The 14,600-nt window shown below is 39.9% G+C and carries 17 protein-coding genes; all 17 read left to right on the top strand.

The genetic code is table 11. The annotated features are described in order from the left end of the window. The first annotated feature begins 53 nt into the window (after nt 1-53). The 17 genes from AC2TF6_RS26215 to AC2TF6_RS26135 all read left to right on the top strand — a co-directional run bounded on the left by AC2TF6_RS26215 (nt 54) and on the right by AC2TF6_RS26135 (nt 14,302). Complete coding sequence (locus AC2TF6_RS26215; protein WP_491309165.1) at nt 54-485, top strand: hypothetical protein; 432 nt, start codon at nt 54-56, stop codon at nt 483-485. Between the two features lie 28 nt (nt 486-513). Further along, the gene (locus AC2TF6_RS26210) at nt 514-903 is read left to right on the top strand and encodes a DUF4280 domain-containing protein (RefSeq protein WP_491309164.1); all 390 of its coding nucleotides are present in this window, start codon (nt 514-516) and stop codon (nt 901-903) included. Between the two features lie 22 nt (nt 904-925). After that, nucleotides 926-3,877 (top strand): hypothetical protein, encoded by a 2,952-nt coding sequence (locus tag AC2TF6_RS26205; protein WP_491309163.1) that lies wholly within the window; start codon nt 926-928, stop codon nt 3,875-3,877. A 35-nt stretch (nt 3,878-3,912) separates the two neighbouring features. Beyond that, complete coding sequence (locus tag AC2TF6_RS26200) at nt 3,913-4,689, top strand: hypothetical protein (protein ID WP_491309162.1); 777 nt, start codon at nt 3,913-3,915, stop codon at nt 4,687-4,689. A gap of 23 nt (nt 4,690-4,712) precedes the next feature. Further along, the gene (locus tag AC2TF6_RS26195; RefSeq protein ID WP_491309161.1) at nt 4,713-5,318 is read left to right on the top strand and encodes a pentapeptide repeat-containing protein; all 606 of its coding nucleotides are present in this window, start codon (nt 4,713-4,715) and stop codon (nt 5,316-5,318) included. A gap of 282 nt (nt 5,319-5,600) precedes the next feature. Continuing rightward, the gene (locus AC2TF6_RS26190) at nt 5,601-6,020 is read left to right on the top strand and encodes a hypothetical protein (protein WP_491309160.1); all 420 of its coding nucleotides are present in this window, start codon (nt 5,601-5,603) and stop codon (nt 6,018-6,020) included. Then, nucleotides 6,017-6,406, top strand: a complete 390-nt coding sequence (locus AC2TF6_RS26185) for a hypothetical protein (protein ID WP_491309159.1) — start codon at nt 6,017-6,019, stop codon at nt 6,404-6,406. Before AC2TF6_RS26190 ends, AC2TF6_RS26185 begins: the two co-directional genes overlap by 4 nt. A 394-nt stretch (nt 6,407-6,800) precedes the next feature. Beyond that, complete coding sequence (locus tag AC2TF6_RS26180) at nt 6,801-7,343, top strand: hypothetical protein (protein ID WP_491309158.1); 543 nt, start codon at nt 6,801-6,803, stop codon at nt 7,341-7,343. Between the two features lie 231 nt (nt 7,344-7,574). Further along, a complete protein-coding gene (locus tag AC2TF6_RS26175; RefSeq protein WP_491309157.1) occupies nt 7,575-8,249 on the top strand; it encodes a hypothetical protein in 675 nt (224 codons plus the stop codon). A 177-nt stretch (nt 8,250-8,426) separates the two neighbouring features. Beyond that, complete coding sequence (locus AC2TF6_RS26170; RefSeq protein ID WP_491309156.1) at nt 8,427-8,699, top strand: hypothetical protein; 273 nt, start codon at nt 8,427-8,429, stop codon at nt 8,697-8,699. Nucleotides 8,700-9,136: 437 nt separating this feature from the next. Next, the gene (locus AC2TF6_RS26165) at nt 9,137-9,928 is read left to right on the top strand and encodes a hypothetical protein (protein WP_491309155.1); all 792 of its coding nucleotides are present in this window, start codon (nt 9,137-9,139) and stop codon (nt 9,926-9,928) included. A gap of 25 nt (nt 9,929-9,953) precedes the next feature. Further along, nucleotides 9,954-10,667 (top strand): pentapeptide repeat-containing protein, encoded by a 714-nt coding sequence (locus AC2TF6_RS26160; RefSeq protein WP_491309154.1) that lies wholly within the window; start codon nt 9,954-9,956, stop codon nt 10,665-10,667. Between the two features lie 224 nt (nt 10,668-10,891). Next, complete coding sequence (locus AC2TF6_RS26155; RefSeq protein WP_491309153.1) at nt 10,892-11,434, top strand: DUF6560 family protein; 543 nt, start codon at nt 10,892-10,894, stop codon at nt 11,432-11,434. A gap of 235 nt (nt 11,435-11,669) precedes the next feature. Continuing rightward, on the top strand, nt 11,670-12,326 hold the full coding sequence (locus AC2TF6_RS26150) for a hypothetical protein (RefSeq protein ID WP_491309152.1): 657 nt from the start codon (nt 11,670-11,672) through the stop codon (nt 12,324-12,326). A gap of 158 nt (nt 12,327-12,484) precedes the next feature. Next, on the top strand, nt 12,485-12,799 hold the full coding sequence (locus tag AC2TF6_RS26145; RefSeq protein ID WP_491309151.1) for a hypothetical protein: 315 nt from the start codon (nt 12,485-12,487) through the stop codon (nt 12,797-12,799). Nucleotides 12,800-12,881: 82 nt separating this feature from the next. Next, on the top strand, nt 12,882-13,583 hold the full coding sequence (locus tag AC2TF6_RS26140) for a hypothetical protein (protein WP_491309150.1): 702 nt from the start codon (nt 12,882-12,884) through the stop codon (nt 13,581-13,583). A gap of 263 nt (nt 13,584-13,846) precedes the next feature. Continuing rightward, nucleotides 13,847-14,302 carry a DUF6630 family protein gene (locus tag AC2TF6_RS26135; RefSeq protein ID WP_491309149.1) on the top strand — a complete coding sequence of 152 codons (456 nt, stop codon included), beginning with the start codon at nt 13,847-13,849 and terminating at the stop codon, nt 14,300-14,302. Nucleotides 14,303-14,600: the final 298 nt, after the last annotated feature.

The following is a 14,600-nucleotide window of genomic DNA, read 5'->3' as shown; positions in this document are numbered from 1 at the left end:
TTGGACCCGCGAAAAGAAACACCGCAGGAGACCTGAAACTGGTCAGATTGGGAATGTTTCGCTGGCTGGTGAGCCTTGGTTTCTTATGTGCGGTAAGTGCTCTGCTTCTGATGCCGTCTATGGAGATGGATGCGGAAGAAAGCAGGCAGTTCATAGCGATTATCGGGGCGTGTGCGTTCATTCTCGGATTCCTTGCTATTTTCCTGCTGTTGTCAAAAACGATCGTGACCGATCATGAAGTACGTTCTCATAGCTGGTTCGCAAGTAAAACGATCTCCTTTTCGGATATTGAGAAGGTCGGTTTCTCCCGCTTTTTCGGCGGCCGGTTTATTTTGCAGGGGACGCGACAAGCCGTCAAGGTTCCCCTAATGAGCGTGGGGTCCGCGGAATTCGTGGACAAGCTGAGCGAGAAGCTCGGCAGGGAACGGGCCGGGGCGGCTGTAGAGGCCTTAGCCAAGCAAAAGCAACAGTTAGAACGGTTATAAATCATGTTGACCGAGGAGGCGGCACGTCATGACAGGACCCCGGTATGTAGTCAGGGGAGCGTACATTAAATGCCAGTGCGGAACCCATAAAAGGCACATCAATCTGCCTAACAGCCACGGCTCTTACGTGAACGAGAAACCTATGATGAACGAAGAGGATTTTAAGCCCGATAATATTTCCCATTTCGGCATTTGCAATAGTCCGCTCAATCAGAGCGGGGAAACGATTTATTTGATCAGCGAAAGCGGACAGACCATTTCCGGAAAACCGTGTCTGCCGTCTATTTTGGCTAAGTGGACTCATTCCAAAGAAACTACAAAAGTGGCCGGCAAATCGGCCTTAACGACAGACTCCGAGCTGCACTGTGAGCTAGAGGGTGTCATTAAATTCTTAAGCGACGGACAGCATGACAATTAATCCGATCGGAGGCTGACGGAGTATGATAGGTTACGACCAGATCAGGGTAACATCTCCCTACCGGATGAAGCGGATTGATCATGTGGAGATTACCTGGAAGCCGGGCGAGCACGGACGGATGAAACTGCGCGGCATCGTAGATGAAGCGGATCATGTCGGCGCGGTACTCGAAGCTTCCTTAAAGGATGAAATACAAGTAGTTGAAAGCGGCGAACATGGAGACGAGCCCATCTTCAAAGGTTTAATCACGGACGTTCAGGCCGCGTTTACCCAGGGTGTGTACACCCTTGAAATCGAGGCGATGGCAGGCAGCTATCTGCTGGATGTCCGCAGGAAACGGCGTTCTTTTCAGCAGGCGGATATGGATTATCCCGCGCTGATTGCCGCCATCCTGTCGGATTATCCCGGCCACGATGTAATTTGCGAAGCGGGCGCAGGCGTGCCTATCGGCGCTCCGGTTATCCAGTACGATGAAACGGACTGGGAGCTGCTCAAGCGGCTGGCGAGCCGTTTTCACACGGTACTAATCAGCGATATCTGGAGTGTGCAGCCCAAATTCAGTTTCGGCATCCCGAAGCTCAAAAGCCGTACGCTGCCTTCCGATACGTCCTACAAAGCTTTTAAGGATTTGTTGGCGTATCAGAAAGCGGGCGGCAGCGGTGCGGGGCTGCACGATACGGATTTCTTCGGCTATGAGTTCGAAAGCGGCAGCCGCTATGCCATTGGGGAAGAGCTCCGGTTCAAGGACAAACCGATGCGGGTCAGTGAGGCAGTCGGCCGGATGGAAGCGGGACAGCTGAAATACACGTACCGCCTTTCACGTCTGGAAGGCATGTACCAGCCGAGCCTGCATAACGACAAGCTGACCGGCATCTCGCTGGAGGGCAAGGTGCTCGACGTGAAAGGGGAGCTCGTCAAGCTTCACCTGACGATCGACAAAGAGCAGCCGAAAGCCTCGGCGCACTGGTTCGCTTTTGCGCCGCCGACAGGCAATGCCATGTACTGCATGCCGAAGGCCGGCACCGATGCGAGCCTGTATTTGCCCGACGACAGCTGCGGCAACGCGAAGGTGCTCGACTGCGTGCGCAAGAACGGAGACAGCTGCGCCAAGACGGGCAATCCGAGCAACCGGTATTTCGGCACGGAGCACGGAAGCGAAGTCGAGCTGACGCCGACGGCCGTCAACGTGGCGGGCGGCAGCAAAGAGCCGCTGAAGCTGAGCTTCGACGATGCGAGCGGCGTCACCATCACGAGCCATAAGAAGCTGACGCTGAATGCCGGAGAGGACATCTCGCTGTATACGCCCAAACGGATCGTGATTAAGGCGACGAGCCAGTTGATGGCGAAGAAGCTGGCGGCGCAGAGCGGATTTGCGATTGAAGGCGAGTACCACTTCCTCAGCGAGAACGTACTTGCGGTGGGAAGGGACCAGACCTCGTACTCGCCGTACAACGATGAGCCGCAGAAGGGGACGCCGCCACCTCCGCCGGAACCGCCGCCGAAGAAGAAGTTCAGTTGGGGAGGCTTACTTATAGCCGCTGTTGCAGTTGTGGCGGTAGTGGCCGTCGTTGCTCTATCCGTTGCAACCTTCGGTGTAGGAGCTGTTCTTGTAGGAGCAGCGATAGGTGCTGCTATTGGAGCAGTCGGAGCAATAGCAAGTACTGCTGCTTCCGATATTGCTAAAGGCGAGTTCAGTGGCGTTGGCGATTACCTCTTTAATGCCTTAAAGGGAGCTACAATAGGAGCTGTATGTGGTGCGATATTCGGTCCTTTTGGAAGCCTTGGGGGAGCCGGAGGGTCGCTATTGCCACAGACTGGCGGACAGGTCGCGCAAAGGCTTGGGGCCATGCTATTTATAGGCGGTGTAGATAATTATACAGGCTATGTGGCATCTGAACTTATGGAGGGCCGGGAGCCAACCTTAGCAGGAGGTATGGGCGCATTTAAAGACGGGGTCCTGTTTGGCGGTATTTTTGCAGCGGCTGGACCAGCTGTTAAGTGGGTCAAGGATGGTGCTCTTTCAGTTGGAACAAAATTGTACCTAAAGATGGGGGATTTGGCCCAAGCAGGAAGTAATCTCGGGAAAAAGTATTTGCAAGAAGCTAAGAGTTATATAGACGGACTCAGCGGCATTTCGTTTGGACAGAGACAACCAGCGTTAGTTGGCATCGGGTCAACACCCAATATTCAACTATCCAAAGCAGAAAAAGGTCCAAAACCTTATTATTCGGACATACACGAAAATTACAAGGCCTACATGAAGGAAATGGAGGATAAGGCGGCGAAAGAAGCAACAGCCGTTAAGTCTGAGGGGACGGGTAAACCTAGCGGTGAAGGACTACCTCTAGATAGGAAAAAGTATTATCGGCAAAAAATTGATGAAGCGAACGCACGAGGAGATCAGAAAGCAGCCGATGATGCTCGGTATGAGCGTTATTGTGAAGAGAAGCTGGACAACGGTGAAAAGCCGGTTTCTCGTAAAAAGTGGGATGCATTAACTGAACAATTAAGAAAGAATAGAGCAAATGGAATAGAACAGGAGATTAAAGGTAGAAATGCACTCGAAGAGCAATTAGGTAGAAAATTGGAAGATAATAATACTGGTGAAGTTGTTACCTTCGAATCAAGTGAAGGACATCTTACTCGTCCAGATAGTATTGCACGAAACGGAAAAGGTGAAATTGATCTTATCCATGACCATAAACACAAATCCGGTTCCGATGATCAAGTTGTTTATAATGATAGTCAAATGCGGGCTGAAAGAGAAATGCTTGAGGCGGGCAATGGTAAGCATATTGTGACTATTTCAAGTGATAGCCCTAAATTAGATGCAATTCCTGCTAGACCGAGACCTAGTGCGCCATTGGGAAAAGAGAGCACGGTTTATTATGTCGATCCTGAAAGTGGTAAGATTATTCGCATTTGGAAAGTGGATGAAAGCATTCAAGGTGGGGGTTACTGGATAGATCCCTGATTCATGTGATTGATTTCTTTGAGCGGAGGATAGAAATGACACCAAATTTATTTTTAATTGAAATGTATCCAACAGTATCTTTTAGTAATGAAGAGGTGCTAGGTCGTATTTTAGATGTTTTTGAGTCAGATGAAAAGCTTGTTCCTACCCATTGGGGAAATGATGAACGGATTAAGGTCGAGTATAATCGAAATGAAATTATTGAGAAAGTTACAGAACGAAGAATAACAGAAATTCATCTTCATCGAGATAAGTCTATCAAATATTCCGGTTATTTCCATGTAAATCTCAGTAATCGATCATTTTTATATTTTAATTTCCATAAATCCCTTTCTAAAAAACATTGGTCGATGTTTTTTGAGATATCTGACAAAATATCAAATATTGCAAAACCTCGTTACGGAATTACAAATATATTTTGGCCAACAGCATATCCTTGGAATACTGAAAATGAACGTAATCAAATATGGATGAATTTGTGTTCACAACCAGTACCAGTGGAGTTTCTGCAGAACGGTCCTTTGGGAGTAGGATCTCGAACTTATTTTAGTAATAATGTTCTTGAACTGTTTGGAAGAGAGTATTTGAAAAATTCACCTGGTCATGTATCTGAGTTTGATTGGGAAGGAATTTGTATGGATGTAATTGAGAAGCCATGGGAAGCTGATTCTAGTGAATTACTTAACAAGTGGTTGCAAGTAATGAAATATTTAGAAACCTCTGGCGCAATAGCTGTTCCGAAATTTTCCAATAATCGGATGGGCGCAACGTTTAGTCCTAGCGCCGCTTGGCAAAACTATCTCAATAGGTAAAGTGCAGATGGGGTGTGGTTAAAATGACAGGGCAACAGGATCGAAGTAATGTCTTGAAAATATTGAATAGTTATAAAATAAACAAGGAAGTTATTTATGGACTAGAGATGAGCGGTGTAGATTTAGCTTATACTGACTTATCTGAGGTAATGGGAGACTGTATTCAGGCGGTAAGAGTAAATCTTAGAGCATCATCATTAATAAGAGCCTCCTTTCTCGATTGTGATTTTGAACAAACTGATTTCAGCAACAGTAACTTAGAGAAGATAGATATGGGAGATTGTGTTCTAAATGGAGCGAACCTTTATAAAGCTATTTTAAAAGGAGCCAAGATTAATATAAGTATGTGCAGAGGAACTTGCTTTGATGAAGTTGACTTTTCTGATGGGGAAGTAATTGGATCATCGTTTAGTAACTCGTCATTTAAAAACGCGAATTTATCTAGAATAAATGCTCAACAAGCTAGTTTTTCTAATGCAGATCTTACAGGTGCAACCCTCACAGAGGGGAATTTCGAAGAAGCAGATTTTAGAAATACCATGCTTGATGGTGTAGTTTGGACAGGTGCTTTAATAGATGGGGCTATATTTGATGAAGGAGTCATGGAAATAGTCAAAAGTAAACTTTAGATATGCATGCTGAACAAATATCACTACGTGTCTACTCTCATAAAACATCATAATGATTGAATAGTAGGATGATAGTTGGTGAAACCGACTATCATCTTTTTATACCACAATAAAGGATTAAACTTAGGGGACGGGTAACGTAGCCTCATACCCACCTAGAAATCCAGAGACTACTGCAGAAGCACAAAACGTGTAGGTCAAAAGTAGTAAATACTGCACATGATAACTCAAGTAAAATAACAGGTATGGATACTGTTTGGCGCTCAGAGGAGTACATGAAATATGCAAATGCCGATAAAAAATAATCACATCCCACCCATAGGAGATTGTACAAATCTTTTTGAACGATTATCAAAATATATATCAAGATTTGATGAGAAATGGGTAAATGAAATAGAACCAGCAAAAAAAGAGGACATAGATACGCTAAAAAATCTAACACAAATTAATAAATATAACTATCATTTCCCTAAAGAATATGAGATTTATTTAAATTATATGGGGCAGGATGATAAGGGTTTACTAAAAACTCAACTTGCAGGATATGCTTCAATTTCTGAGATAATTAATTCTTATGAAGGGATACATGAGGAAGAACCAGACACTTTAAGTGATAAATATATACATTTTTTCAAACTGAATCATTTTATGGTCAACTATCATTTGATTTTACCCAAACTGATAATCCTCAGATTGTTATGACTGATGAGGATAGCCAGTTTTTAAGTTATTTTGCAGATAACTTTGAAAAATTCTTATTTCAATGTGCGTTTAGTAAATACGAAAGATTAAATTATGATAAGTGTATAATCTTTGCTGGAACACCTAACATGCTTAAAGAAGCAATAAAGAAGCACAATGAATCGGATGTTTTTGGCATAATTGATAAATTTTCAAAAACATATGATTTTCAAAGAGCATGGTTTAGTGACCTAACCCATCACATAGGTTTTAAAGACGGCATTAGCTTTTACATCGATAGTAGAAATAATTCTTTGCGTGGGTTTGTAGCAGGTGATTTAGATAAACAAATCGACAATATTGGCGAAACCTTACTAGCTGAATTATATGTTAATAAAAACAATTAAAGCTTTCACCGTGCGTATATGCAAAGTTTCATCCTAATGTTGGCGTTGTCAACGTTTGGTACAATGAGTACACCCTCATATTTGTAATAACGGTTTGATACCATGGTAGTGTATAGGCGCAATCGAATACTCTTCTTATACAAACTACAACGCCACAATGCGAGCTAACCGCCCGTGTTTGCTCTTTTTAGTTACCGTTATATCTCAAATAACACAAACATACAAGCGACGGCTGTTCAAAAAAAACCGCCCATTGCCGAGTAAGTCATTTATTCAACCAATAACACATTTAACCTATGTAACGCCCGTATAAAGATTTCGGCATTTTGTTTGAACGCACAGTAATACTTGAAAAGTGTACCTAATCAACAAATTTTGAAATGGAGAAATCATATTGGAAATCAATTTGGTTCAGAAGCTTTCATATAAGATGAAAATAAGAATGTGGGCGTCCTGCCTAAAACCCGCCAAAATAAATCGAAATGGGGAGATGGTGATTTCCCCTCACTGGTTTATCAAATGGGGAGTCTTTCTATTTGCTCTAGTCTTTGTTGCCGTTACAGTTGTATTACTTTTTGACCCAGAGATAAAAGAAGAAGCAGTTGCCGCATGTGGTATGATTGCGCTGATTCTTGGATTCTGTTCGATTGGAGCGGCGATCTCTAAGATGGTTATAAATGAAGGCACAATCCGTACGTACAAATGGTATGGAAAGAAAACAATACGTTTTGCCGATATTACTAGAGTTGAGAGCACTACGCTTTACGGTGGAGCCATTGTTATCAGATCGAACAAAAAGTCTATAACAGTCACGCTTGAGAATCGAGGTATTCATGATTTCGTAAAGCATTTATCTCGAAAATTAGGTTCGGAGCGGATTGCCCAAGCGGCGGCAATAATTTCTGAACGAATACGTGTAATAAATTCTTACCAGTAATCTCTTCACTAAAAATATACAGGTCGGTTATGGTGAGTTGCTGCTATGATTGACCTGTTTTTTCTTTGTTTCCACCTAGTCTTCATCAAACAAGTAAGAAATTTTTGAAAGGGCTGTTAATGCTCAAGTATTATCTCGAAAAGAAAATCGAGACAAATCAAATAAGTTACCCTCAAATCTTGATAAACCAAGCAAGAAAGTACCACCAACTAAACCGAAAAGGAGAAAAAAATGAAACCTGTGATATTAAATAGTCAATTAAATAAAAACAATTTATTTAGCGGTTGTATACTTGCATCGATAGCACATGCAATAATGGTTGCTCACTATCCTGAATTATCATACGAACATTCATGGGATGGTGAAAATTATAGTGTTGTCGATGGTTCGGGAGGAAGAGGAACTATTACTTTCAAAGATAATTATTTTGTTGGGGCATTTCGAAAGGACAACTTTACTCGAACAGATATCCCTACAGCTTTAGATTTTTTTACAGGTGCACCAAAGGATGTCCTTGAGTTGGCTAAGAATGAAACTTTAGAATATCTTCTTGATGAGGATGAAGATGGCACGACCTCACCATCTATCACTACTGCATTTTGGGGTGATAATGATACTATTACTTCAGTTGATAATATCGTAAGAATGGTGCAATGTGGTGGATATTTATTAGAGAGGCAGATTATGGAAAGCGACTCTGCAATTGAATCTTGGCGAGATTATTATGAGATGACCCCTGAACAAGTAGATTTGTTAAAGTCCATATATGATAGGAAAGTAAATAATCCTCATGAAAACATCATTTTATCAAAAAGTAAGATTGAAACAATTCAAACAGAAAGTCCTGAGGGTTTGAGTGAGAGTATGACTTCATTTGAGGAATTAGGGATATACTGGGGGAAGTAATACTGTAACTATGGCTACCCAGTGCCGAATGAGTCGGGCGACTAAGCCCAAGCAGACATATCCAGAGTGGGACCCTTTTCTGCGTCTTATCGATAACTTCTATCGCAAGAACTATCCCGAATATATTCCCAATAGACATGGGGAATTTTTCCAATAATTTTTACGAAGGATACCAGCATGTCGGATGAAGATATCGTGCGGCTCATATTTGATGATACGAAAGATGTAGAAGCGATTTTAGGTGACCCAGAAGTTTTTGATATCCACGAGGGCCTATTAAAATATGGACTGTCTACGAAGAAATTTCTCTATCTTGATTATAAAGGTGAGGATGATCGCGAGATCGTGGATTACATTTTAGATTATGAATTTGCTCGTAACATTGAATTAGCTTCACAAGAAGAACTTGAGGAGCTTGGAGAGTATGAATATGAATTATTTCTAAGATGAGGAACGCTGTTGATTTATAATTATGCTTTTTGAGTGCGTGCGTATAAGCAGCAGTGATTGCATGAAGGCGTGAATATTATAATGAAAACAACATTGCTGTTAGTTATCGGGCAGGTCGATTATGGTCATATATTTCCATGATTGGCCTTTTTTTTGTTATGTCTATGGCTACCACCCATGTGCACCACGCACCACCAAATGAGTGAAGGAAAGGACGAACGCTATGCAGATTTGGAAATTCATGAGCACTGCAGATTTGGAGATCCATTAGGAAAAGATAGCGATGTATTTTATACCGATCTTAAAACAGGAAAAATAACGCATGTATGGGAATACAATAAGGATTTACCTAATGGTGGACGTTGGAAAACTCTGTAAACTATAGTCATAGTTAATTATGGCTTGAGATTTATGGATGAAAAAGGAGGCAATTATAAATGATGAGCTGGAAAGACCCAAATTTATTTTCCATAAGTATGTATCCAACAGTATCTATATGCGATGAACAGGTTCTTGGTAATTTACTAAGTGTATTTGAAAATAATACCAAGTTTACCCCCACTCAATGGGGGAATAGTGAGACGATACGTGTAGAATATAATCGTGATGAAATCATTGAAAAAGCGATCATGGAACGTAGGGTATCTGAAATTAATCTTCATAGGGATAAATCCGTCAAGTATTCTGGGAGTTTTAGTTTGCTGACAAATCCACGTTCTTACTTGGATTTTGAGTTTAATAAGTCTATGCCTCAAAAATTGTGGCCAGTTTTCTTTGACCTATCCGATCAAATTGCCGAAAATGTTAAACCTCGATGGGGAGTGACTCATATTTTTTGGCCTCCAACATATCCCTGGAATTCTGAGAGGGAGCGTCAGCATATGTGGATGAATTTATGCTCACAGCCTGTGCCGGTAAAATTTCTTCCAAGTGGACCGCTGGGTGTAGGAATACGAACCTATTTTGGTGGTCACATATTAGATTTATTTGGAAGAGATTTCTTGAAAAAATCTCCTGGAATTGTAACTGAACTTAGCTGGGGAGGAATCCGTATTGATATTATGGATAAACCTTGGGAGGCAGAAAAAGAGATTCTTCTAGATAAGTGGTTGAATGTAATGAATTATTTACACTCAGCTCATGTCCTTGCTTTGCCCAGTTTTGATGAAGATCACATGGGAGTATCATTTAGTCCCAATTCCGCATGGAAGAAGTATTTGGAAGGATAAATGTGTTTGAATGGTGGTGTGGGAAATGAATAATCAAAACGATGAAAGATCGAACATATTGGGAATACTAAATAAATCCCGATACAATAATGAACTTATCGATGGCTTGGAAGTGAGTGGTATGAATCTTTCGTTTTCAGATTTAACGGGGGTCATTGCAAATCGTATATTTGCTAACGATGTAAATTTAAGAGCTTCGTCTCTTATTGGGGCGTCCCTTCGGGACTGTGAATTTCTTTCAGCTAATTTTGATAGCTGTAATTTTGAGGGTGCCGATATTGCTGATTGTGTCTTGAGCGAAGCAACTCTACGTAATGCACAAATGAAAGATGCTGAAATAAAAATAAGTACATGCATAGAGACATGTTTTGATGAAGTTGAACTGTGTAATGGTAATTTGTCAGGATCAACCTTGATAAAAGCCACTTTCCGTCAAGCCAATTTACATGGAATAAGTGCCTCAAAAGCCTATTTTGATGAATCAGATCTGAGAGGGGCTAATCTTGTAAGCGGCAATTTTGAAGAATCAGATTTTATAAGTGCGAATTTATCTGAGGTAGATGCTAGTTATGCTAATTTCACAGGTGGGAACTTAACAGGAGCCATACTTTGTAACGGGAATTTTACAGGGGCAAACTTTACAAATGTAAAACTTAACGATGTTTCTTGGAAAGGCGCTATTGTAGAGGGAGCCATATTCGATGATGCTGTTAGAGAAGAGATTTTAAAGATGGTATAATAAGCTTCATGATGACTGCCATCTTTAAGTGGCGGTCTTCGTTATGCCCAAAATCAAGTGAGGGATAGTTGCTTGGAAAAAACCAAGTGCTGTAGTCTCTACGTAAAAAGAGATGCAAGCCCTATAAGGAGAACAATGAAGTTAGCTTCTCCAACAAACCACCAGCAGGGTATGTTTGGCACTATCATCAAATAATCAACAAATTTTGAAATGGAGGAATCATATTGGAACACAATTTGGTTCAGAAGCTTTCACATAAGATGAAAATAAGAATGTGGGCATCCTGCCTAAAACCGGCCAAAATAAATCGAAATGGGGAGATGGTGATTTCCCCTCACTGGTTTATCAAATGGGGAGTCTTTCTTCTTGCTCTAGTCTTTGTTGCCGTTACAGTTGTATTATTTTTTGACCCCAAGATAAAAGAAGAAGCAGTTGCCGCATGTGGAATGATTGCGCTGATTCTTGGATTCTGTTCGATTGGAGCGGCAATTTCTAAGATGGTTATAAATGAAGAGACAATCCGTACGTACAAATGGTATGGAAAGAAAACAATACGATTTGCCGATATTACTAGAGTTGAGAGCACTACGCTTTACGGTGGGGCCATTGTTATCAGATCGAACAAAAAGTCTATAACAGTCACGCTTGAGAATCGAGGTATTCATGATTTCGTAAAGCATTTATCTCGAAAATTAGGTTCGGAGCGGATTGCCCCAGCGTCGGCAATAATTTCTGAACGAATACGTGTAATAAATTCTTATCAGTAATCTCTTCACTAAAAATATACAGGTCGGTTATGGTGGGTTTCTGCTATGATTGACCTGTTTTTTCTTTGTTTCCACCTAGTCTTTAGCGAATAGGTAAGTAATTTTTGAAGTGGCTACTGTTTGGAGGAGCGTTAAATAACGCTATTTCGATGCACCGAACAGATTGATTATGGTCATATATTACCATGATTGACCCTTTTTAATGAATGCAGACCATTTAGACTGAGGTGTAAATATGAAAGCAAACGAAGCGTTTGATAACGTATGCAGTTTAATATCTGAAAAGTATACAGACAGTGGATGGAAATATTCTAAGTCAGGTCATTGGATGACAAAAAAAGATAAGAATTTCATGTATAAGGTGTTTTTTTATACAAGTTGGAATAATATATCTGATAAAAACGTAGCATTTTATGGTGAATGTGCAATTATCCCATTAAAATCGAAAGATAAAATATTTCATATTAATACCCGTCAATGCAATGTTCCAAGTGGTCAATTATATTGGAATATCGCAAATGAGGAAAATTGGGAACATACCGTTAAAGAATTCACTAATTGGTTAGATAGTGTATTCATACCGATTGTAGAATGCTGTATGAATGATCTGGATAACTTTGTTAAACAAGTTGCTGTGAGAGGATTTTATCCTCCAAATGGTTATGTGGTTGATATTAGTTTTATCTTAAGGTATGGTTCACGTGAGTTAGCAGAAGAAGCCACTGAAAGATACTATGCTAGCTTAGACGAGTCGATAAAAAAAGAATTTAAAGAAAATTATGAGAGTATGATAAATGGCAATAAGGCTGTAAGTGCATACGGTAATAATATGATGAGAAATTATTCGAATTTTAGAAACATCGTAGAAAATAAAATAGTTGTGATAATATAGTACACAAATTGTTTGACATCGCTATGCGGTAATTGGTAACCCAGTTACTGCTTTTTTGTTGTCTAATATAGCTTTACAAAATGCTATTAACGAAACATTATACAACAGCAGTAAGTTATATAAACAAGAAGTGGATTTAATATCTCAGATTAATTCGATTGATACGAACAAATTTAATTGGGATATTAATAATTTCAAAAAAATATATGAGGAGAAAAAAGCTTGGACAACCAACAACGCATGTACCAGTAGGGAAAAATCTTGATAACTTTACCGATGCTGCTGTAGATGCATTGTTAGAAAAGCAATCACTCAGGGACAAATATAGTTTAACTTCAGATTCTAATGATATGGCTGCGATGATGGCATTTGCTGAATCATACAATGGATTAGGATATTATAATTGGAGAGGCTCTATTTCAATCGCTAACAACGAAGAAGCTGAAGAATTTTGTTTGGTATTAAAACTTTGACATGAAATACAGAATACTCGATCAACGGGTATTCTGTATCTCAGTGTATTATAAGTAAAAAATTAATTTGAGGAGAACCATGATGAAAAATATCTCAATAATTATAGCCCTTGGAATTGTTTTGGTTTCTGGCTGTGCGAAATCTCCAAATTATTCGAATCAAGGCAGCAATGCAAATAATGTACAGCCATCAATACAAGCTAATTCAAATAATAATCAAGTGGATGGTTCTAATAACACTAAAAATACTAATGAAGAGACTATTGGTAACTCATTTTTCTTTAAAAGCGGTGTCTCACAGTTGAAATATAAAGGACAATTTCTATTTGATGATATTGTTGAAAAAGATGTGATATTGAAAATTAATGTAGTGGATAATCTTAAATATGGTAAATTATATGAGTTGAAGCTTGACCCTATAGAAAGTGTTCCTAATGAGCGGTTGAGTTTAGGATATTTTTATGTTCAGAAAGATAAAGTATATAAAATAGAACCAACAAAAGATAATCTTATTAAGCTAAAATCAAGTGAAGAAATGCCAAGTGGTAGTGTCATTGTTTGTCAGGAGCAAGAAATAAAAGATACTTTAAGCAAAAATGAACCAGGATGGCATCACTATCTTGAAGTAAATGGAGATAAACGAGAATATCACTCATTTAATAATCAAGTTTCTACTGGATATTATGAATCGTTTATATGGGAAAGCAGTAAAGGATTGATTAATTATAAGAGTGGATATGGTGCTGAAAGGGATTCAATGGAACTGCAGCTTGACAATAATTAATCTCATCTTCCGTTATGATGGTTCAAACAATGAGTTGACCTTGATTGGCGCTAAGTCTATTAAGGTTTCCTTTTGGGGGCCATGAATTAGTCTCTACATAGTGCCAGAATAAAGAAATAGATTAACCCTAAAGATCCCGAACCCTATCCGGAATGGGACCCTTTACTGCGTCTTATCGATACTTTCTATCGCAAGAACTATCCCGAATATATTCCCAATAAACACGGGGAATTGTTCCAATAATTTTAACGGAGGAAATAAGCATGTCAGGTAAAGATATCGTGCGGCTCATATTTGATGATAGGAAAGATGTAGAAGCGATTTTAGGTGACCCAGAGGCATTCGATATACATGAGTGTATGTTAAAATATGGACTGTCTACGAAGCAATTTCTCTATGTTGATTACAAAGGTGAGGATGATCGCGAGATCGTGGATTACATTTTGGATTATGAATTTGCTCGTAACCTTGAATTAGCTTCACAAGAAGAACTTGAGGAGCTTGGAGCGTTTGAATATGAATTGTTACCTGACAAGATAAAGGAAACTAATAAAATTATATCAAAAAGGGGATACGGGTTATTTTCTTATCCGACCTCTGGTGACTTTTATGCGCTTTTCATTGCCAAGCTAGAGAATAAAACTAAATTGCTGCAAACAGATCTTCTGCATGATGAAAGAATTCCTTCAAAAGAAAGATATGTACAGTATTATTCCTAAGATGAGGAACGCTGTTGAGTGGGCAAATGGCATCCGGGAGGTTAGCAGGATGGAACGGCAGATGAATGATTTATATAGAGAGATAGCAGAAACAATCAATCAATTGATACCAGAAAACTGGGTACCTGAATACTGTTCCACAAGATGAAACGGATAGAATTAAAATGGATAAAATGAGGGAATTTGAAGGCTCCGTTTATTAAATGAACAAGTAAAGGAAGTCGGTTATCAGGATGCCGCGATCTAAAAAAGGTACATCTCCCTTAAAATGAAGGGAAATGTACCTTTTTACACGGCA

Source organism: Paenibacillus sp. JNUCC 35, assembly GCF_058269095.1.
Note: the sequence above shows the minus strand (reverse complement) of the source record. Positions and strands in the feature narration are given on the sequence as shown.